Consider the following 21,305-nt stretch of genomic DNA (forward strand, 5'->3'; position numbering starts at 1 on the left):
CACTCGTCTCATTGAGGAAGCTGGCGATGTTGTTCAGGCGTACTGTCGTCGTGAGTTTGCTGAACCTATTCCCGGCCCTGTGGCCCGTATCGTTGCCCGTCTTGTCGCTCGTTCGCTAACGAGTGAGGATACGGGGCTACCTGTGGGGGTTTCGAGTTTGCAAAACACTGCTGGCCCGTTTTCTCGTAGCGTGTCTATGGGTGATGGCTCTACCGATGGGGGTGTGTGGTTGACTCGGCAGGATAAGCTGAGGCTTGCACAGTACAAAGGGGGTGCTTTCACTGTCCGCACGTGGTGATTTCCCACATCATTCGTTGTGGAAGTTGGAACGTTTGATACCAGCACCGATTTTTTTGGTGATGATGTCATTCGGGGGGACGTGCACTGGCAGCAGGTCAATGTGTTTGGGTGGGCGTTGAACGTTGTTGATGAGCAACAGGGGGATAGTGTTAGCCGCACCCGTGACCACATTGACCTTTACGCACCCCATGCCGTGTCACCGTTGTCTGGGCAGGTTGTTCGCCTGCCTGATGGCACGGTATGGGAGGTTGAGGGTAATCCCCAGAATTATGACAACAATCCGTGGTGGCAGCCTGGTTTGGCGGTCACGCGGCTCTACCGGGTTGAGGGGTGATGTAGGGTGGCACGCATCAAGTGGGACATCAAAGCTTTCGAGCAGCTGCGACGTCAGCCAGAAACAACTGCGCTAGTGGATTCCGCAGCGCAACGAGTTGCGGCGACTGCTGGGCACGGCTATGCGTGGGATGGCCAGCAAGGCCACAGGCGCTATCACACCATTGTGTTTCCTGAATCTAGGTTGGCTAAATTTGCTGACGCGCGCACAAACAAGCTGCTGAAAGCACTAGAAGCTAACGGTCAGGTTGGGGGTGTGGGATGACGCTGGGAATGCGGTTGGTTGAACAACATTTCCGCACCCAACACCCGGGTGTGATGGTCACTCACAAAGTGCCAAAACCACGACCGCAGACATTCGTTCGCATCGACCAGGGGGCAGCGCAGCCGGTTGATTTGGTTATTGATCGTAGCCTGGTCATCGTTCAGGTGTACGCGCCTAGCCTGCAGGCGGCTTTTCTACTAGCAGACGAACTGCGCACCACGATGCGCAGCATTGATGCTGACTGTGCTGATGTGTTCGGGTGGGTTGAACAAGCTGGCCCGCAAGAATGGGCTGACCCGGATTTAAGAGATACGGCGCGGGTGCAGTTTACGGGGCACTTGTACCACGACAACCGCGAATAATTCGCAATTCGCTTTTTGTTCATCACGCCACCTAGCTGGATTGGCGGGTGGTTTTTCTAATCCCAAGGGGGGATTCTTTTTATGGCTGCTTCTACTGATAAGCGCAACCGCTACAACTTGATTGTTGGTGCACCTAACGTCAAGGCTGCTGGCGGTATCCAGATTGGTGAGCCTATCACCAACACCGAAAACTACCCGGAAAGTGCTTCTGCTGTGGTTGCGCCTGAACTGGGTTTGGTTCCGGCTGGCCACATCACCGAGGATGGTGTGACCAAGACGGTTGACCGTTCTACCGAGAAAATCAAGGACTGGAACGGTGACACCGTTCTTGTGCTGGATTCTGACCACTCTGCGTCCCTGAAGTTGACCTTTATGGAAAGCGCTAACGTCAATGTTTTGCGCACTGTGTACGGGCCGCAGAACGTTGTCATCTCCAACGGGGGCAAGTCCATCCGCATTGCGGAAAACGCTGAACCGCTGGCGAATATCTCTGTGATGTTCGACATTAAGGGCGGTAAGGGCGCGCGTATTCGTGTGCTGGCACCTGATGTTCAGGTCACCAACGTGGGTGACGTGCAGTGGGTTAAGGCTGGTGTCGTCAAGTACGAGGTCACGTTGGAGTGCTTCCCTGACGTTGATGGCAACAAGCTTTATCAGTGGCTTGACCGAGACAATGTTGACCCGGACGATTTCACCCGCAAGCTGACCCTGCCGTCTGGCGCGTCTAGTGGCACATGGGATCTGACCGTGGACGGCTACACCGCCACCGGCCTGGCACACAACGCGCAGGGCACTACCGTTCAGTCCAAGATTCGTGAAGCGGGCGCTAAGACCGTCGAAGTCAGGGGCAACGGCCCCTACACCATCACCAACGCTGTTTCTGTTGCGGTGAACACCACCGCGCTGAAAGGTGGCAGCGGTGAAGCCAAGGTTGAACGCGGTTCCGCAGACGGCTAAACCGCGCTAGGTGAGCGCCGGGGCAGGCTCGCCACCACACAACACCCCGCAACCACGCGGGGCACTGCCCCCACTTTTCACACAAAACACTCTCACTAGGAGGCCCCCTAATGGCTACTAAAAAGACCACCGATGACCGCACCGAAAACTACGAGTACACCGCCGATGATGGCACTGTCATCACTGTCCCCTGGCTGGATACGGTCATTGACGCTGGAACCATGCGCCGGGTGCGCAAGCTGGATCTGAATGACCAGATGTGGACTCTGTTGGAGGAGTTCGCAGAGCCGGATGAGCTGGAAAAGGTTGACGCTTTGAGCCTGGCTGAGGTTCCGAAGTTTTTCCGTGGCTGGGAAAAGGGTCTGGAAGTGGCCTTGGGGGAATCCAAGCGGCGCTAACGCTGCTAGATGAGCGGGGTACGCGCCGATTGGTTGAAGCCGGGCTTATTGAGCAGGGTTTACGACTGCGGTGGCTTAATGACGGCTCACAACGTTTAACGTGGGCGGATCTTGTTGCCCTGATTGAGACTGCCCGCCCGGGGAGCTTGTTGGCGGTGGCGCGGGCGGGGCAGCAGGCAGCGTGGGACGATTCGCAGCATCTTCAGGCTGAAACGTTGGATGTTGTGAATGTTCTTGCGTGGCTTTTGGCGCTTCATATTTCTGGCGGGAAGTATGACCAGCCCGCACCCCAACCTGTGCCCCGCCCTGGGGCAGATACACCCCCTACCGCCACCAGTGACGTGCCCCCGCAGCAGCTTGACGCGCCTGTCCCTACGGTTGAGGAGACTTTGCCGGGGGTGGATGAGTCTGGGCGCATTGTGGGTGAAGCCACCCCGCTGGATGAATTAAATGAGTGGCTGGGGTGGGTTTAGCCCCCTTGGCATGATTTGATGGGAGGTCACCGGGGGGTGGCAACTGAACTAGGCGTTGGCTATATTTCGATTGTTCCCGAGACGTCGAAGATTGCCCCGGGCATTACGGCCGCGATGGGGCAGGCCGAGAAAGGCGCGGATAAGCAGGGCAAATCTATTGGTGGTGTGCTGGCTGCGGGGATTGGTAAGACCCTGAAGCTGGGTGCTGCGACTACTGGCCTTAGTGCTGGTGGCATTATGGGCACCGCCATTTATAAGGGTATGGGGCGCCTTAATGCTATTGAGGGTGCGCGCGCGAAGATGGGCACCCTCATTGAGTCCGCTGCTGATGTTGACGGTGCTATGCAGAACGCTTTGGCTTCTGTGCGTGGCACCGCGTTCGGCTTGGGTGAAGCTGCTACGACGGCTTCCAGTATGGTGGCTTCTGGCATTAAGCCGGGTCAGCAGTTGGAGGGCGTGCTAAAAACGGTTGCTGATACTGCTGCGATTGCTGGCACCAGCATGTCTGACATGGGGCTGATTTTCGGCTCGGTGGCTGCCCGTGGCAAGCTGCAGGGTGACGATATGATGCAGCTGCTCGGGCGCGGTATCCCTGTGCTGCAACTATTGGCCAAAGAAACCGGCAAAACGTCTGCGGAAATCAGCCAAATGGTTTCCAAGGGCCAGGTTGATTTTGAGCTTTTTGAGCGCGCAATGCACCACGGCATGGAAGATGGTGCCCTTGCGATGGGTGACACGTTCCAGGGCGCGTTTGCCAACATGAACGCAGCTTTGGGGCGTTTCGGCGCAACCCTTATGGGGCCGATCTTTACCCAATCACCAGCAGTGTTTAAAGCGCTGACTGGCACTATCGATGTTGCGACCGAAGCTGTTAAACCACTGGCGGAGGTTTTTGGGCAGCTGCTCGCCCCTATGGTTGAGGGGCTGGTGAACCTGCTGGAACAGCGCGTGAACCCCGCTTTGCAGCAGTGGGCGCAGTCGTTTGCCGACTGGCTACCCCGCGCAGCGCAAGACGTTAAAGGTTTCGTTGATGCTGTGCGCGGTTCCCCCGAGATGGGGGCCGCGTGGGAAGCTCTTTCGGGGGCGTTCAGCACAATTGGGGGCGTTCTTAAAGACGTTGCCCCACAATTGGCAACGATTGGGCAGACCGCAAGCCAGGCTATCGCCAATATTTCTGTCCAAACGTGGAAGATCCTTGGTGAAGCGCTGCAAATTGCTGCACCCCTGATTAAGGATATTGTGCAGTTTTTGGCTGACCATCCTGGGGTGGTGACGGCGTTTTTCAGCGCGTGGGCTGGTGCCCAGGTTGTTAAGACCGCTGTTAGCCCGTTTGAGGGTGTCGCTAAGGCCATTATGGGCGTTAGCAGGGTGCTCATTATCGCCAAACTGGGGCAAGAGCTGTCTGCGATTGCTACGGCTACGCAGGCCACGAATCCTGCGCTTGCAAGCTTTGCCCGCATGGGTTCACGTTTGGCTAAGAGCTTCACCCCGTTCCAGACGGCAGCGAAGTTTGTTCTTAGCCCGATGAAAAGTATTGGCAAACTGGCTGTGCAGCTGGTGCCTAGGCTGTTGGGGCTGTTGGGACCGTGGGGGCTTATCGCTGGTGCTGTTGCAGCCGTGGGCGGTGCCCTGTACCTGTTTTTCACCAAGACCGAAACAGGCCGCAAGCTGTGGCACACGTTCACCGAGTTCCTAAAGAGCACCTGGGATAACGTCAGCCAAAGGTTCCAAAGTGGCTTCGAAGCCATCCGGGGCGTTTTCGATTCGCTGAAACAGGCGTGGGATGACATTAAGACCGCGTTTAGTGGCGGTGAGGGCGCTGGAAGCGCTTTGCAGGGGCTGATTGGTGAGGATGCAGCTAACCGGGTGATGGGTATTGCCGAGGGCGTGGGCAACGCCTGGGGCGCTATCACCGGGGCTGTGCAGTCTGCCGTGTCCAGCATTGGTGAGATTGTGGGCAGTTTCGCCAGTGTGGTTGGTTCTGTGCTGGGCGCAGCATGGGATGGGGTGAAAGTCGGCGCGCAGGCCGCGTGGGAGTTCATCCAAATGGGCTGGCAGAACTTTGTCACGGTTGTTACCGCCGTGTGGGATCAGGTGCGGGACACGTTCACCACCGTGTGGGAACTGATTAAGAACAGTGTTTTCACCGCGTGGCAGGTGGCGCTAGACGTTGTTGCGACAGCTATCAGTGCTTTTAGCTCGCTGGTTAAGGGCGACTGGGACGGTGTTGGCAATGCGCTGAAAGCCGGTTGGGAGACCATTAAGGGGCACGTTTTTGACGGCTTCCAAAAGGCGCTAGACCTGCTGGGGGGCTGGTGGGATCGCACTACTAGCCGTATCGGTGAAGTGGTAGACACCCTGAAGTCTCGCCTGTTTGCCTGGATTGGTGAAACCAAGGCCGCGTTTTTTGATGCTTTGGGACGCCACTTGGCTGACGCGCAGCAGAAATGGGAGCGTTTTAAGACGCTGGTTGGGGAGAAAATCAACGCCTTGAAAGAGACGTTGGTTAATATCGCCAACAATCTGAAGCGCGCGTTTTTTGAACTTTTGACCTCTGCCATCACTGACCTGATGGGCAAGTTCGGTTCTCTGAAAACTGAAGCTGTCTCCAAGGTCAATGAGTTGGGCAAGTTTTTGCAGGACTTCCCGAACAAGGTTAAGCAATGGTTTGCTAACGCCGGGCAGTGGCTAGTTCAGGCTGGCCGTGACATGATTGGTGGCTTCAAACGCGGTGTTGAAGAAGCGTGGAGCAATGTCCAATCTTGGGCATCTTCCCGTATTCACCTCAACATTGGCGGTCACGCTGGTGGCGGTGTAGCGGGCTACGCAACAGGTGGCAGGCACCCCGGCTACCGCCTACCCACCAACGGCCCTGGCACCCACCAAACAGATGGGTTCATGGCTGTGGACGCCCGTGGTGTGCCGTTGGCGCGCCTTGATGCGGGCGAGTGGGTGATTAACCAGCGCAGTTCACAGCGGTACGCGCGTGAGCTAGCCCAGATCAACGCGGGAACGTTCCCGAAGCTTCCGGGCTATAAAGACGGCGGGCTTATTACTAAGTCCAGTGCCGAGATTAAAAAAGCGTTGGAGCATGTGGGGCATCCCTACATCTTTGGTGGTTGGTCTGAAGCTGGCACTGACTGTTCTGGCGCGGTGTCGATGGGCGTTAATGCGTTCCGTGGTCTGCCGATTCTGGATAGTCGTACCGCAACAGCTGCCGAGGGCGCTTGGCTGGAAAACAAGGGCTTTACCCGTGGTGCGGGTGGTTCTGGTGATTTCACCGTGGCGTTCAAAAATGGCGGCCCTGGTGGTGGCCATACTGCTGCACAGCTGCCTGATGGCACGTTCCTTGAATCTGGTGGTAACACTGGTCAGGGTTTGACTATTGGTGGTAAGGCTGGCCCGTTGCAGGGCAGGGGCTTTACTGACTGGTATCACGCACAGGGCAAGGATGACGAAACTGACGGCTCTGACGGGTTCAGTACGTCTAGCAGCAGCGGTGGCAGCTACAGCAGTTCCAGCACACCTAGTGTGAACTGGGGGTTGGCTGGTGACCTTTACACCGCGATTGCGAAGCATATTGGTGCTGACAGGTCGGAGGTTAACCCCGGGTCTAACGCCGGTGTGTCCTACAGCAGTGACCCTATTCTCACTGATGAGAATGGGGATAAGGCGCTAGCTAGTTGGAATGGCCCCGACTGGGGGCCTGGTTTCTTCACGCATGAGGTTGCTAGGGCTGCGAAGTCTTTGGCGCTACCGGCTGCTGCTGCTGCTATTGGTATCGCCACCACACTGGTGGAGTCCGGCAACCCGCTGAAGATGTACGCCAACAAAAAGGTGCCGGAGTCCTTGAGCTTCAGGCACGACGCGGTTGGCAACGACTACGACAGTGTTGGCCTATTCCAGCAGCGCCAGGCGGGCTGGGGCACCCTGGCACAACGCATGACCCCGTTCGACAGCGCGATCCTGTTCTTTGAGCGACTGAAAAAGTTCGACTGGGAAAGCATGGACCCGGGCGCTGCAGCCCAAAAGGTGCAGGTGTCGGCGTTCCCTGACCGCTACGGCAAACAAATGGGGCTGGCTAAAACCATGCTCAAATCTGCCGGTGTCTATGACACTGGTGGTGTGTTACCCCACCTGGGGGCCGCGTTTAACCTGTCTGGCAAACCTGAGATTGTTATCAATGATGAGCAGTTGACGGCTTTTAGCCGTTTGGCGAACAACCTTGGCGCGTTGGTGCCGGTGTTGGAGCGTGCTGCTTTTGCTGGTGATTATCGTGGGGGCGCTGGACTCATTGAAGAAGATGACCCGCTGGTTGATCTAGCCATTACCGCTAATGAGTTCATGAAGAACATTGGCGGTGAGGTGGTTAGTAATTCGCAGGTGGTGCAAGACGCCGAACGTGGTTTGGCGCAAACCCGCCGTGCGGTTGCTTCCGAGATGAAAGGCATTGAAAAGCAGGAAGAAGAACTTGCGCAGCTGCGCAAGGAACTTGCTGACGCTTCAGCCGAGGGTTCTGGCCTGTCTACTGCTGCTACACGCAAACTAGAGGACGCTGAAAAAGCGTTGGCTAGGGCGCGTGAGGACGCGGGTAAGGCCAAGAACGCTAAGGGGCAGGCTGCTGCTGCACGTCGTATCGCTGACGCTGAAAAGCGTTTGCAGCGTGCACGTGAGGACGCTAGTAGCGACCTGGATAAATCCAGCGCTAAGGGCGCGAAAAAGCAGAAGCAGATTCTTGAAAAGATTGCTAAGGCCGAGGATAAGCTGGCGCAAAGCCGGGAAAAGTCCGAGAACGCGGCTAAGCGTCTAGAAGCTGCCGAGCGTACGGTTATTGCTGCACGCGGTAAGGCCATTCAGGACATTCTTGGGGTTGTTGGGCAGGCGTTTTCAAACGTCGCTAACAACGCTGCTGGAAGAGTGTGTCAAGTTTTTTGTGTGTGAACTTCGGCTTACAGGTAAGGCTCGAACCGATCCGGGTAATGTGCTGACAGCTGATTGATGGCCGCAACCCACCCAGTCACACGCACCCCCTCAACAAACCGGCTCGTTCCCGCACGGGCACGCCCGGCCTTCTTTTTCGTTTTCTCCGCCTGCCGGTCCTCGATGTGGCAGATCATCAACCACAACGCCTTGACCGCGGCAGCATCATTAGGAAACTGCCCCCGATTCCTTGTCGCTTTACGCAACTGCGCATTCATCGACTCGATCGCATTCGTGGTGTAGACAACCTTCCTCGCCTGCGGCGGGAACTGCAAAAACGGTATGAAACGCTCCCACGCATCCCGCCAAGCCTTCACCGCCTGCGGATACTTCAGCCCCATGTCGCTGGCATCAAACTCGTCCAAAAACGCAAGCGCCTGCTCTGCCGTTGCAGCGGTGTAGATCTTCTTCAAAGCAGCCGCGACCGCGCTACGGTCCTTTGCCGCCACCCACTGCAGTGCGGTGCGGATCAGGTGCACCACACAGGTCTGCACCATCGCATCAGGCCAGGTGGCCTGCACCGCCTGTTCGAAACCTTTCAGCCCATCACAGCAGACGATGAACACATCTTTGACCCCACGGTTAGCCAACTCCGCACAGACCTGGGCCCAAAACGCCGCGCCCTCATTGTTTGCGATCCACAGCCCCAAGATCTGCCGGGTACCCTCCATGGTGATGCCGACCGCCATATAGCAGGCCTTGTTGACGACCCGGGCACCATCACGGATTTTGATGCGCAAAGCATCCAGGTAGATCACCGGGTAGAACTCCTCTAAGTCCCGGTGCTGCCAGGCAAGTACCTCATCTAGGACCTGGTCGGTGATCTGGGAGATCGTCTCATGCGACAAATCCACACCCAACGTGGTGGCCAGGTGGTGCTGGATGTCACGAAGGCTGGTGCCTGCGGCATACAGAGAGATGATCAGGTCGTCGACATCGGTGATCCTGCGGGCTCCTTTGGGCACCATCCGTGGGGTGAAGCTGCCGCTGCGATCCCTGGGCACGGTGATGTCGATAGGCCCGTACTGGGACTGGACGGTTTTGTTGTAGGAGCCGTTGCGGTGATTGTCGGCCGTGCCGTGGCGGGCTTTGCCTGTGCGGTCTCCTGCTTGGTAACCGAGGTGGGCGTCCATTTCGGCTTGCAGTGCGGTGTTGATCCCGGTCTGGATCATCGAACGCACCATGTCGTTGATGTCGGTTGATGATGTGGCGAACTCTTTGAGGATCTCGGCGAGTTCAGGGCTGGACATCAGTCGCTTCTCTAGTTGTTTAAGCCGGGCTTTGTCTTGCGGGTCGCGGGTGGTCATGGTGGTCATTGTGGAGCATCCTCCTCGATGGCTGGTGATTTAACACGTCACACACAAACCATCTGACACTCTCTGCTGGAATGACTAAGGCGATGGGTGAGCTTGCTGCGACGTTTGAAAAGTCGCAGGCCGAGGTTCTGAAGTTGCACGGCACGCTGGCTGAAAATATTTTGGCCACGGCACGCAATCAGAAGAAGAGTCGGATGGCGCAGCTGAACATTGAACGTGTTCGGCTGGAAAGTGCCCTAAAGGTCGCTAAGGCTGAAGCTAAGAGCGCGAAAAGCCGTGAGCAGGGCACTGAAAGTGTTCGCAAAAAGGGCACCACGACCCTGATTGATTTGGGTGAAGCGCTGGATCGTTTTGCCGAAACTGGTGTTTTTGGCATTGAGGATTTGGTTGAGACTGCTGGGGAGGGTTTCGCAGAGTCCACCAGTGTGGCTTCTGACGCTGCTGCTGAAGTTGCTGCGCTAGAGGAGGATGTGAAGATTGCCCGGCTTGAGGGCATTGCTGCTGTTGCTGAAGCTGAAGCTGCTGCTGCGGAGCAGCGCTATCAGGCGTATCAGGCAACGTTGGCGCAGGCTCACACGGTGAACCTGCTGGCAGCTGCGCAGGAACGCCTAAACCAGCAGGCCGCGTCGTTCTACGGCATGACCAGCCAGGGCGCTGACCGGGCTTCACAGGGCTGGGGCGGTATCGCCCAAACTGGCGGTGGTCTACTGAAGATTGTCGGCGGTGTCGCTATGGGTGTGCTTTCGGGTGGCACCTTGGCTGTCCCGGCGATTATGTCTGCGGTGTCTGGTGTGAAAGACCTGGCGGAGGGCATTCCGAAGATTGCGGCCTACAAGGACGATATTAAGGAGTCCTGGGAAGCTGCTGACGGCTGGGGTAAGGCTGCGCTGGTTGGTGGTTCACTTGCCAGTGGTCTAGGCGGTGCAGCGTCGATTGGTTACGGCGCGTATACCGGCGACTGGGCTGGGGCGTCGCAGCTGGTGGGTGCTTCCGGTGAACTGGGTCAGCATTTGTCGCAGGCACCGTTCAACATGGCTAAGGCGCGTAACGCGCGCGCCGAGTCTGTGTATCAGGAGCGGGTTGCTGCTGAAGAACGCGCTTACCAGGCGCAACGCATGCGGGCTGATTTGGAATGGCAGCGCCAAAAGTCCGGCTTCGACGCCAACGCTGATTATGCCAAGGCGTCTGTTGCTATTGAGCAGCTGACCAAGGAAGTCAAAACGGCTTCCACCAAGGATGAAGCCAAGGCCGCTAATGAGTTGCTGCAGGCTGCTAAGCAGCAGCGCGACCAAATGCTTCAGTTCACCAAGCAGCAACAAGAGTCCCTTAAGGGGCTGACTGACCAGGTGAAGTCCGATGCTGATTCGGCGCGTAAAAACGCTGAAGCGCTACGGAATAAGCCGTTGCCGAACTTGGATATCCATGTGACTGGTGACGCTATTACGACCAGGCAGCTGAATGAGATTGTTGAGCAGGTCAACAAGATCACGCAGGAAACTGGTGCGGTGCGGATGCGTGTGGAGCAGTTGGAGAATCCCCGCCCGGGGGCGTCGCAGTATGTGGGGGTGCGACAGTAAAAGCCCTTTTTGCCCCGTGCCCGTTGTGGTGCGGGGCACCCCACCCTTTTTAGAGAACATAATTACAGATTGGAGCGCTTGTGCGTCGCATCGTTTATACGTCACCTCATGGGGATGTGTGGGATCTGACCCCTGGCAGCGCTGATGATAGGGCGTCGTTGTTGACTGACGGCGTTGAGGGGGGTGCCGGGTCGTGGGATACGCAGGCACTGAACCTGGTGGGCAGCCCGGGCAGGATTCGCACGGGGCTTACCATTAATGAATCTGGTGGCACGTTGCGGGTGTTGCTGAAAGCTGCTTCCGCAGAGGATTTAGACCCGTTGTACCGTCGTTGGCGACAGGGGTGGAGCGCTAAGCAGGCGGGGCTGTTGTCGATGGGTGGCAGCAGTTTGGGCAGGTTGACTGCCCGCGTGTATTTGTTGGATCCGATGCCGTCGCCGGGGTTGAATCCGCAGCGTTTGCGGGCGATGCGGGTGGAGGTGACGTGGGTGAATGATGATGGTGTGTGGTGGACTGATGAGATTCGGGGCACCGGGCAAGTCACGGTGACGAATGTGGGTGATGTGACTGTTAAACCGAAAATCCGTTGGAGTGGTTCCGGTGGGCAGGTCACAGTTCCCTCGGGGGCAACATTCACACTGCCCCCTACGCAACACGCCAGAATCCTGGACTTCGACAACAAAAAGAGCTATCAGGTCACTGATGAGCGGGGCGTTTTGGATAAACCGTTGTGGGGGCGTTTGGGGGAGGTCGTGAAACCGGAGGTGGTTCCGGTGCTGGGGCGTCGTGAATATCGTTTGCCCCCCGGTGCTGAACTTGTGTGGCAATTGGGTGTTCTGGACCCGTGGACGTAAACCATTAGAGGGGGAGCGCATGGATTGGGTGGCTTTTAAAAAGCATCGCGAACAGGTCATTAAAGACCAGGGGCAGTGGTGTGGTGTCCTTGACCAGGATGGTGTGCCGGTGTACGAAATGCCAGCGATCATTAGTGAGACCACACCCCAGCAGCGTTTGGAGCTAGCTGACGCGCAGGTGCTGGTGGATATTAGCCCTGTGCAGGGCGAACCCCACCCACTGTTGAGTATTCTGGCTGAATCTTTGTGGGACGATTGGCGCAACCAGCCTGGTGTGGCTTTGAAAGAAACTCGTTTTTGGTGCGTGGAAAACGCGGCCGGACGCCGGGTGTATAAGGTCGCGTTCATCGTTTTGCGCGGTGAGGGCGAACTGCCCGAGTCGATGGAGATTAACGCGCAGGAAGTGTTGGGTCTGGTCAACGGCTTTGTGAGCGTCGCTTACACGGGTAACTGGCGTGACGCCACGGGCAAAAACAAGTTTCGCAGCTTTGATAGGGACTGGGCTGCTGATGAGCATGGCCAGGGTGGCGATTTTAAGAAGCCCCGTTTGATGAGGGCGATTGAGATGCCTGACCGGGCGGATGGTTTTACCCGCGCGGGTGGGGCGACTGCGATGGTGCGCCGTGTGCTGAAAGAGTCTATTGAAGCCTGTTATCAGGGGGTTGGCATGACCGATCCGGCAACGTGGGGTGTGGTGGTGGCTGACCCGTTGACGCCTGACCCGGCTGATGATTTGCATGTGAAGATTCATCCTGGTTATGGGCCGTTGTGGGATGAGGTTGCGCCGGTGGCGCGTATGGCTGGGGTTAAGGTTTTGGCGCGTTTTTGGTTGCCGGGTGATTCTCGTGTGGGTGTTCCTACGTTTGTTGATAAACCGACGTTGATTGTTGACGTTCAAAAGGGGGTGAGTGTGTGAGTAGGGCGCAGTTGGTGGCTGATGGTGGTGAGGTCACTATTGGCAGGCAGGTTGCCACGTATGTGTATGGCAGTCTGAAAGTGACGTTGAAAGATGATGAGCAGCTAGGCGAGGGGTTGGAGAAAGTCCAGCAGGAAGCTGGGTTTATTTATCGCCCGGATGATATGCCCACGGGTCGTTTTGATGTGTCGTTTTCCCGCGCTGATGCGGAGATTGATAGGCGCACGCAGCGGTCTAATTTTGAGCATGTTCTGGATCGTGCGGTTCAGCGTACTGCTGCTGATGTGTTTTTTGAGCGTGAGATTACTGAAGCGGGTGTGGGGCTTTATACCCCTGGTGTTGATTTTCAGGTGGGGGATGAGGTTGATGTGTGGGTGTGGGGTAAGAAAATCCCCGCCCCGGTGAAAAGTATTAATTATGCTACTGACGCCGAGGGTGCGCATGTTGTGGTCAAGGTGGGTAGTGAACTGCTGGTTGATGCTGAAGCGTTGGCTGACCGTAATAATGAGCAGGAAATACGTATTGAGCGTGAGCGGTATGAGTCCGCTAAGGAACGCAAAAAGTTGGCGGGCAAGATCTCGGGCGTGAGCGGCCGGGTGAGTGCGATTGAGTCGAAACTGCCCGCGTGGGAAGTTGCGGTGAATCAGCATTTGGCGACGGCGCGTGCTGCTGACAAAAAGGCTGATGAAGCGTTGTCTAAGGCGGGGCAGGCGGTTGCTAAGTCGGAGTCTGCTACGGCTAAGGCGGAGCGGGCTACGCGGGATGCTGCGGAGTCGGCTGCGTCGGCGCGTGATTCTATGCAGCGTGCTTCTGATGCTGAGGCGCAGGCGCGTGCGTATACGCAGGCGGTGGAGTCGTCGCAGCGTGATGCTGCTGTTGCGCGGAAAAAGGCCGAGGATGCTTTTACCCGTGCTGATGAGTCGGCTAGGTCGGCTGCTGCTGCGCAGCGTGATGCTGCCGGGTATAAAAAGACGATTGATGCTGCGAACAGTAAGGCTGCTAACGCGCTGTCTACTGCTGAAGCGTTGACCCGGGAAATCACGTTGTTGGAGTTGGCGACGCCGGAGCAGCGTGCTGCTGCGATTAAGGCGAACCGTGATGCAGCCCGCGCACTCACCGATGCTTCAAAGGAGCATCAGAAAAGTATCACCGCGTTGGGTGACGCGCAGGAAAAGCTGCGACTAGCGTCGGTGAAAAATACTGATTCTATTAGGCAGTTGACTGACGCGGGCAAGCAGCTTAAGGCTGCGACCAGTGCGAATAGTGACGCTATTGGGAAACTTTCGTCTGCTACCGGGGCGTTGACTGACGCGCAGGGGCAGCTACGTGAAGCCACGCGCAAAAACAATGACGCGATTGTGCAGCTGGGTTTGGCGCAGGCTGATTTGACTGCTGCTGGCAAAGCCCGCGATAAGGCGATTCGTGACCTTAGGGATTATGGCGAAGCTGCTAGTACGGCGCGCCGTGAGTTGGAGTCTGCCGTGAGCGCGTTGAAATCGCAGGCTGCGACAACGAAAACCGCTGTTCAAAAAGCCACAACCGCGTCTGAGGATGCGGGTATTGCCGTCGGCAAACTTGATAGGGCGTTGGATTTTGTGCGGTCACAGCGTATCCGCATGGCCTACGTCGGCCCTGGTGCCAGCAATTCCTATGAGGATGCCCACATTTCTGTGGAGATCCGCAATGAGGATGGGTTTGTGACCATTAAAGGGGGGTGGATTGGCACGATTGCGATTATGGCTGCTTACGAGATTGGCACGCCGACGTTCTACGGCGGTTCCGTTAAGTACGTGAGCATTGGGCAGACCAGCCGGTATTACAAAGCGTCAAGTTTCTACAAGGGCTGTCGCGCGATGACAGTCATCTATTACCCAGAATATGGAGGTAGCTAATATGGCTACGATTACGATTCAAGGCACATTGTTTGATGGGGCTGGAAACCCTGTTGAGCCAACGAAAGCCACGCTGAAAGCAACCCGCAGGGCGCTGGACGGTGGTGTTGTTCTGGCGGTTCCGACACCTGTTGAGGTGTCCGGCTCGCAGCTGACTATCACCGCGCCGGAGGGGCTGGCTGACCTCACCGTTCATGTGGGCGATGAGGTTCTAACATTCCCCATCATGATCGCCGATGGGTACACGTTGGGGCAGGCTGTGGACGAAGCAGCCAGCGCGGAGGGCGTGCGCCCCCACGACCTTTTCAGGCTGCTGCAGGAAGTGCAGGGTGTGCGGGCTGACGTGGAGCGCATGGCGTCCACCGTAGGCGACACCGCGCGCGAAGCCGGCGAAACCGCTAAAACCCAGTTCGATGAGCATTGCCAGCAGCAGCTAGAGCAGCTGGGCGAGATTCTGCGGTCGGTGGAACAAGCCCGAGACGCCACCACCAGCACTGTCGATGCCGTGACCGAGCAGGTGGAGGAAGCTGCCCGCGCGGTCACGCAGCACAAGATCATTGCGGAGGGTGCGAAAAACAACCTGGACGTGATGGCAGCGTATTTGGAAAGCGCGCAGGAAGCGGAGCGGAAAGCGCAGCAGGCGTCTGATACGGCGGTGGAGGTGGCTGCGCAGACTGGTGCGGGCATTGACGGTGCGGTGCAGCGCCTGTCTGCCCTGGAAAAGCAGGTCGGGGGCATTGACAGCAAGGTTGAGGACGCTTTTGTTCGCCTGATTGCTTTGGAGATTGCTGGGGAGGGTGATGAATGATGGTGCGCGTTGTGGGCAGGTTGACTGATGTTACTGGTCAGCCGTCTAGTGTGCGTGAGGTGTTGGTGCGGTCGGCGCGTACTCGCCCGCAGGGTATTGATGGGGTGGTGGTTGATGAGCCGGTGCGGGTGGAGGTGGGTTCTGGTGGTGCGGTGGCGTTTGATGTGGTTGAGGGTAATGCGGTTTTGACGTTGTTGCATCATTCTGATGTGCCGGTGCCGGGGCATGTGCATTTTGAGTCGGTGCCGTTGGTGGTTGCGCCGGGGATGACGTTGGCGGGGGCGGTGGCTGCTGGTCAGTCTGTTGATTCTGCGGAGTTTGACCAGTTGGAGCAGTTGGCGGTTGATGCTGCGCGTGCGGTTACGCAGGTGAAGCGGGGTAATCGTGAGGTTCAGGCCGCGTTGGTTCAGGTGCGCCGTTTGATTGATGAGGGGTTGCAGGATGGGCAGGTGAGGGTTAAGCACTTGAATAGTGAGGTCAAGGCGCTGATTGATGGTAAGGCCGGGAAGAAGCACCAGCATGCGATGGGTGATGTGACTGGTCTTGATGCTGCGCTTAAGGGTAAGGCGGATAAGTCCCACACGCACCCAATGTCGCAGGTGGTGGGGTTGGATGATGCGTTGGCTGGTAAAGCCCCGAAAACGCACACCCACTCCACTGCCCAGGTGACTGGTTTGGATGCCGCGTTGAAAGCTAAAGCTGACGTGTCTGCGCTGGGTGGTAAGGCTGCGAAGTCGCACACGCATGCTATGTCGCAGGTGACTGGTTTGGATGCTGCGCTGGGTGGTAAGGCTGCGAAGTCGCACACGCACTCTATGGGTGATGTGAGTGGGTTGGATACGGCTTTGCGGGGCAAGGCTGATACGGCTGACCTGCAACGCAAGGCTGATAAGACCCACACGCACTCAATGGGTGACGTGACCGGCCTAGATGACGCTTTGCGGGGCAAGGTTGACGCTAGCCTGCTGGACGATACCAAAAACGGTGCGCAGGGCACTGTGGTGGTGCGTAACCGTGATGGGCACATTCAGCTGTTGGATGAGCCACCCTACGGTGACAGCGCGGTGAACCGCAGGTATGTGGAGGGCAAGGTTGCCGAGTGCGCCCCGGCCAGCCACAAACACCCACTTTCAGATATTTCAGATATTCCGAACTGGGTTGACGGCACAGACCCGCACCTTATCGCTAAAAACCGTTTGTGTGTGCGCCGGTCTACTGGTGGTTTGCGTGTCGCTGACCCGGAAATTGACGACGATGCAGCCACAAAACGCTATGTGGATAAGGCTTCAGGCGGGAGCATTTCACTAGCCCGTATAGAAAAGCTTGGGGCTTCTGGAACGTTCGATAATCGTGGCAAAATCTTGGGCGTTAACTGGATGGCGGAGCCGAACACTATTCCGGTGCGCACGAATGGTGGGCAGATGCGGGTGGGTGATCCGAATGTTGATGATGAAGCTGCTTCGAAACGCTATGTGGACAGGATTGCTGGTGGGACGATTCCGCTAACCCGGTTGGGGCAGAACGGCAGTAGTGGCACCCTGGCGGTGAACGGCACCGTCAAAGGCATCCACTGGAACAACGAGCAGTACACTTTGCCGATTCGCACGCAGAATGGGTGCATCAGGGTTGGGCGCGCCGTACACGATGATGACACCGTCAGCAAGGGCTACATGTTCCAGGAACTGGGCAAAAAAGCCAACAGCAGGCACGGTCACAACGCCAGTGATATCAGCGGGCTAGATAAGGGCGTGGCTAAGGTTCTGGTCAACGATTCAAAAATCAAAGTCGTAGCAAACCAGGGCACCGTGCAGTTCATCGCCACCGAAAGAATCATTAACAGCGACCTTGAAAGCGTGAAGATTCCCGCAGGCTACCGGCCATACCTGGACGTCCCCCTCACTAGAGACCTGGTTGCCAAGGCAGATGGGACGATAGAAATCACAGGCTTTTATGGCAACCACGAAGCGACCGCAGGAATGTGGGTAGCAGCCAAGTAACACCACCCCAAGGGGTGGTTTTTTCATGCCCAAAAACCACGGGGAACCAAACGGGCACAAACAACAAAAAAGGGGGGTGCTGCAACATGCAACCAACACCACAACACCGGGGAGACCCAACATTCCTACCCCAACTACTACGCACCTGGGGAGTACAGGTACAAGAGTTCCCAGGCTGGCGCGACCGTGGACACGGCGACTTCGGCCGCATCATGGGCGTAGTCTGCCACCACACCGGGGGCAACGGCACCAGCGCCGAATACATCGCCCGCCACCCACAACTAGGACTATGCGCACAAATCCACCTCTCACGCACAGGGGTGGCAACCATCGTCGGCGCAGGCATCGCATGGCACGCAGGGCGTGGCTCATGGCCAGGCTGGCCAACCGATAACGCCAACGCCGTTTCTATCGGCATCGAAGCACAGTCTGATGGCACTAGCCCCTGGCCACAAGCCGAACTAGACGCCTACGTGCGTATTTGCGCTGCTATCTGCTGGTACCTAGGGCTACCCGCAGAACGTGTCATCGGGCACAAAGAATGGGCAAAAATCCAGGGGAAATGGGACCCCGGCGGGATCGACATGAACCAGTTCAGGCAGCGGGTGGCTGCTGCTATCAAAGCCGGGCCGTCCGGCATCAACGCCCCTACGGGGGCTAACTCTAAGGGGGGAACCTTGCAGTTTGACCAGATTCCTACGTTGTATGGCTCACGTGTGCCAGGCAGTGAGGTAAAGATGCGGCCGGTTGATGCGCTGCTCAATGCTGACGCGCATGCTTTTGTGGCGCGGGCGAACACTGAAAAGATTCTGCAACGCCTTGACGCGATTGATGCGCGCTTGGCGGAGATTGAGGGGGCAAAGTAATGGCGGGCAACCCAATGCTAGACGTTACGGGGCAGTGGATTCATGAGCAGGTGGAAAAGCAGCCCTGGTATAAGGCTAACGCTAACACTGTGACTACTGCTGTTGGTTTTATTGCCACGTTGGTGGCGTGGCTTGCGTCCCAAGAGTGGGCTGCGAATGACCAGCGTGTACAGGCAGCTGTGTGGGTGGTTGGTTTCGTCTGCACCATTGCGGGCGTGCGCGCAACCCCTAATGGGTGGTCAGCTACGCAGGTAGCGCAGGTGCAGGCCGCGCGCGCACAGTTCATTACGGATTCGGGGTGCACGCAGGAACCCGCGCCGGTGTATCGCACCGTTGTTGAAGATCCCCGCCCGGCTGATGAGTTCACGGCTGATTCGTTGGATTCGTTGGTTCAGCAGTTCAACGCGGGCAGGGGGTGAGTGTTGTGCGCACCGTCGTTTCACGCATCGCTTATGCGGTACTTATCGTGTGGTGCGCGGTCACTGGCTTGGCGTATATTCCCCCGCTGGGGCGACTTCCTGACCAGTTGGATGTGGTTAACCGGATGTTGTCGGAGTGGGGTTTTGGGGGCGCGTGGCTTTTGGCTGCGGGGTTGTTGATTGCTGGGCAGTGGTGTTATAGGCCGCGTCAGATTGGGTTGGCGCTTGCGATGGGGCTGACGTTGATGTTGGCGGGGGGTTATGCGGTGGCGTGGATTGGTGAGGATCAGGCGCGGGCGTGGGTGTCGCTGAAGAATTATGTGATGCTGGCAACCCTGATTTTGGTACTGGCGGTGCACGCTGAAAGGGTGATGCCTGGTGCCCCTACCCATCAGTGATTCAGTGATTGTTGGCGTGATTTCAGCTATTGGCGCGTATTTGGTGGCGAAGTTGAACTTGCGCAGTGCGCAGGATAGTGACAGCACTAAGCGCCTGGAACTGCTGATTGATAGTTTGCAGGAGACCGTTGACCGGCATCAGCAGACGATTCAGTCTATGGAGCAGGAATTGGCGAAGTTGCGCCAGGAGCGTGATGAGGATCGTGAGCAGCATCATGTGACCCGCATGGAGTTGGAGACTGCGCGGTTGTATCAGGCGTATGTGATGGCGGAGTTTGCGCGGTTTAGGCGGTATTTGCGGGTGAATAATTTGCCGTGGCCACCGCCTGATTTTTTGCCGTTCGATGAGTGGAGGGAAGCGTTGCCTAGGGATAGTCCTTAGGTGTGTTTTGGTGCCCCTGGCGTTTTGCTGGGGGCGCTTTTTGCGTGTGTGGGGGTGGTGGTCTTGTGGTCTTATTTTGGTCTTGCTAGGTGGCAAACACGACAAAAATGGCAAAAATGACACAAAACATACAGTGCCCCAAAACACCCACCAACCAGCACCAACCCCACCACCAGCACCAACCCAAAACCACCCCACCACTACCCCCACTAAAACCATGTTTATTACCGTAGTGGCATGACCCCCAAACGCCACACCCGGATCCCAGCACCAGGGCCACTGCGTGGGGTAAAACACGACGGCCGACGCAGCTGGCGTGGCATCACATTCGGCCGCATCGAACCAGGCCACGGCCGCTGGCGACCCCCTACACCAGAACCCACCTGGACCGAACAACGCGTCGCCGACGCCTACCAACCACCAGCCCTCCAACCCGTCTACTCCTGGCAAGACCGCACCACCGGCACCGAAGACTGCCTCACCCTCGACATCGTGCGGCCCAACACCGACGAGACACTGCCCGTCGTCGTCTACTTCCACGGCGGCAGCTTCATCCTCGGCGCCAGCCACCAAGCCATCCTCCGCGGCCACCAATTCGTCACCGACCTCAACGTCGTCTACGTCTCCATCAACTTCCGGCTCGGTGTTTTCGGCTACCTCGACCTGACCAGCCTCGCCGACAACGACCCCACCACCACCGCCAACCCCGCACTCCACGACCAAATCCTCGCCCTGCAATGGGTACGCGACAACATCCACGCCTTCGGCGGCGACCCCGGAAACGTCACCATCATGGGCGAATCCGCCGGCGGAGCCGCCGTGCTGACCCTCATGGCCTGCGAGCAAGCCCACGGACTATTCCACAAAGCCATCGCCCAATCCGCGCCAGCAGCCACCTTCCACCACCGCACCCAAGCCGCCTTTTGGGCCAAAAGCCTCCTCGAACACATGGCCCTGCCCGCCGGCACACCCCTGGACATGCTGCGCGAAGAACCCGCCGGCGACCTGGTGCGCGCCGGGCAATCCATGCTGTGGCGCAACCCCTCCTTCGGCCAACTCAACTCCGCATTCGGCCCCGCCCGCGAAGAAGGACTCCTGCCCCAACACACCCTCAAAACCTTCAAAGCCGGGCACAGCGCCCCGGTGCCACTACTGATTGGCACCAACAACGACGAAGCCAGCTTCGCGAAACTGTTCTACATGCGCAAAGCACCCCGCAGCGCGCGGGCACTGACAATGCTCAAAGCCTACGACCCCGAACACGCGCCCCGCGTGCTCGAGGCCTACCGCGGGGCACGCACCCGACAAGACTTCGCCCAACTGATCACCGACGCAGTGTTCTGGGCACCCTCAGTACGCATCGCCCAAAACCACGCCCTGGCGGGCAACCCCACCTGGATGTACCGCTACGACTACGCCAGCATGCTCATGCGACGCATCGGCATGGGCGCAACCCACTCCATGGAGCTCGCCCACATCTTCAACGATGCCGCCGCGTCCCGCATCTCCACCGTGCACCGCATGGGCGACGAAGGACAAGCCGAACAAGTCAAAGAACTCATGCAATGGCACTGGGGCCACTTCATCCACCACGGGGTCCCCGGCCCCGACTGGCCCCACTACCACCCCGATACCGACAGGGCCACCCTCATCGTCGACACCCCACACAGCATCGCCTACGACCCCGGCAAAGTAATGCGCTGCGCCTGGCAGGACTACCGCATGACGGAATGGGGCAGAGGCCAACAACGCTTCACCACCGACGGCGTCACCATGGACAACACCATCGGTTTTTCCTAGCCCCTCCGCCGC

18 protein-coding genes are annotated in these 21,305 nt (G+C 57.8%); 17 read left to right on the plus strand and 1 reads right to left on the minus strand.

Annotated features, from left to right (window positions below; genetic code table 11):
* Positions 1-316 precede the first annotated feature (316 nt).
* The 6 genes from CAQU_RS12600 to CAQU_RS12930 all read left to right on the plus strand — a co-directional run bounded on the left by CAQU_RS12600 (position 317) and on the right by CAQU_RS12930 (position 8,029).
* A complete protein-coding gene (locus CAQU_RS12600) occupies positions 317-634 on the plus strand; it encodes a hypothetical protein (RefSeq protein WP_157108905.1) in 318 nt (105 codons plus the stop codon).
* Between the two features lie 332 nt (positions 635-966).
* Entirely contained in the window at positions 967-1,260 is a 294-nt protein-coding gene (locus CAQU_RS04765) for a hypothetical protein (protein WP_157108906.1), read from the plus strand.
* Positions 1,261-1,341: 81 nt separating this feature from the next.
* The gene (locus CAQU_RS04770) at positions 1,342-2,217 is read left to right on the plus strand and encodes a phage tail tube protein (RefSeq protein WP_075725690.1); all 876 of its coding nucleotides are present in this window, start codon (positions 1,342-1,344) and stop codon (positions 2,215-2,217) included.
* 110 nt (positions 2,218-2,327) lie between these two features.
* Positions 2,328-2,615, plus strand: coding sequence for a hypothetical protein (locus tag CAQU_RS04775; RefSeq protein WP_075725692.1), 288 nt, complete (start codon positions 2,328-2,330; stop codon positions 2,613-2,615).
* Between the two features lie 29 nt (positions 2,616-2,644).
* Positions 2,645-3,088: a hypothetical protein gene (locus tag CAQU_RS04780; protein ID WP_075725694.1), complete on the plus strand. Its 444-nt coding sequence runs from the start codon at positions 2,645-2,647 to the stop codon at positions 3,086-3,088.
* Positions 3,089-3,124: 36 nt separating this feature from the next.
* Positions 3,125-8,029, plus strand: coding sequence for a tape measure protein (locus CAQU_RS12930; RefSeq protein ID WP_211276133.1), 4,905 nt, complete (start codon positions 3,125-3,127; stop codon positions 8,027-8,029).
* Positions 8,030-8,037: 8 nt separating this feature from the next.
* Here the strand turns inward: CAQU_RS12930 and CAQU_RS04790 are convergent, their stop codons facing one another.
* Positions 8,038-9,384 (minus strand): IS256 family transposase, encoded by a 1,347-nt coding sequence (locus CAQU_RS04790; protein WP_075725698.1) that lies wholly within the window; start codon positions 9,382-9,384, stop codon positions 8,038-8,040.
* A gap of 71 nt (positions 9,385-9,455) precedes the next feature.
* Between CAQU_RS04790 and CAQU_RS04795 the strand changes: the two genes are divergently transcribed.
* The 11 genes from CAQU_RS04795 (at position 9,456) to CAQU_RS04845 (ending at position 21,293) form a co-directional block, all read left to right on the plus strand.
* Positions 9,456-10,961: a hypothetical protein gene (locus tag CAQU_RS04795; protein ID WP_157108907.1), complete on the plus strand. Its 1,506-nt coding sequence runs from the start codon at positions 9,456-9,458 to the stop codon at positions 10,959-10,961.
* Between the two features lie 80 nt (positions 10,962-11,041).
* Positions 11,042-11,815, plus strand: a complete 774-nt coding sequence (locus CAQU_RS04800) for a hypothetical protein (protein ID WP_157108908.1) — start codon at positions 11,042-11,044, stop codon at positions 11,813-11,815.
* Positions 11,816-11,834: 19 nt separating this feature from the next.
* On the plus strand, positions 11,835-12,731 hold the full coding sequence (locus tag CAQU_RS04805) for a hypothetical protein (RefSeq protein WP_075725704.1): 897 nt from the start codon (positions 11,835-11,837) through the stop codon (positions 12,729-12,731).
* Positions 12,728-14,623 (plus strand): coiled-coil domain-containing protein, encoded by a 1,896-nt coding sequence (locus CAQU_RS04810; protein ID WP_075725706.1) that lies wholly within the window; start codon positions 12,728-12,730, stop codon positions 14,621-14,623. Before CAQU_RS04805 ends, CAQU_RS04810 begins: the two co-directional genes overlap by 4 nt.
* Position 14,624: 1 nt before the next feature.
* On the plus strand, positions 14,625-15,431 hold the full coding sequence (locus CAQU_RS04815; protein WP_075725708.1) for a hypothetical protein: 807 nt from the start codon (positions 14,625-14,627) through the stop codon (positions 15,429-15,431).
* Positions 15,428-17,428 carry a phage tail fiber repeat family protein gene (locus tag CAQU_RS04820; RefSeq protein WP_075725710.1) on the plus strand — a complete coding sequence of 667 codons (2,001 nt, stop codon included), beginning with the start codon at positions 15,428-15,430 and terminating at the stop codon, positions 17,426-17,428. Before CAQU_RS04815 ends, CAQU_RS04820 begins: the two co-directional genes overlap by 4 nt.
* A gap of 86 nt (positions 17,429-17,514) precedes the next feature.
* On the plus strand, positions 17,515-18,294 hold the full coding sequence (locus CAQU_RS04825) for an N-acetylmuramoyl-L-alanine amidase (protein ID WP_075725712.1): 780 nt from the start codon (positions 17,515-17,517) through the stop codon (positions 18,292-18,294).
* Between the two features lie 14 nt (positions 18,295-18,308).
* Positions 18,309-18,713, plus strand: a complete 405-nt coding sequence (locus CAQU_RS04830; RefSeq protein ID WP_157108909.1) for a hypothetical protein — start codon at positions 18,309-18,311, stop codon at positions 18,711-18,713.
* Positions 18,714-18,718: 5 nt separating this feature from the next.
* On the plus strand, positions 18,719-19,111 hold the full coding sequence (locus tag CAQU_RS04835) for a hypothetical protein (protein ID WP_157108910.1): 393 nt from the start codon (positions 18,719-18,721) through the stop codon (positions 19,109-19,111).
* Between the two features lie 16 nt (positions 19,112-19,127).
* Entirely contained in the window at positions 19,128-19,493 is a 366-nt protein-coding gene (locus CAQU_RS04840) for a hypothetical protein (RefSeq protein WP_157108911.1), read from the plus strand.
* Positions 19,494-19,730: 237 nt separating this feature from the next.
* Positions 19,731-21,293, plus strand: coding sequence for a carboxylesterase/lipase family protein (locus CAQU_RS04845; RefSeq protein WP_075725720.1), 1,563 nt, complete (start codon positions 19,731-19,733; stop codon positions 21,291-21,293).
* Positions 21,294-21,305: the final 12 nt, after the last annotated feature.

The sequence above is a fragment of the Corynebacterium aquilae DSM 44791 genome (assembly GCF_001941445.1).
In the GTDB taxonomy this organism is placed as follows: domain Bacteria; phylum Actinomycetota; class Actinomycetes; order Mycobacteriales; family Mycobacteriaceae; genus Corynebacterium; species Corynebacterium aquilae.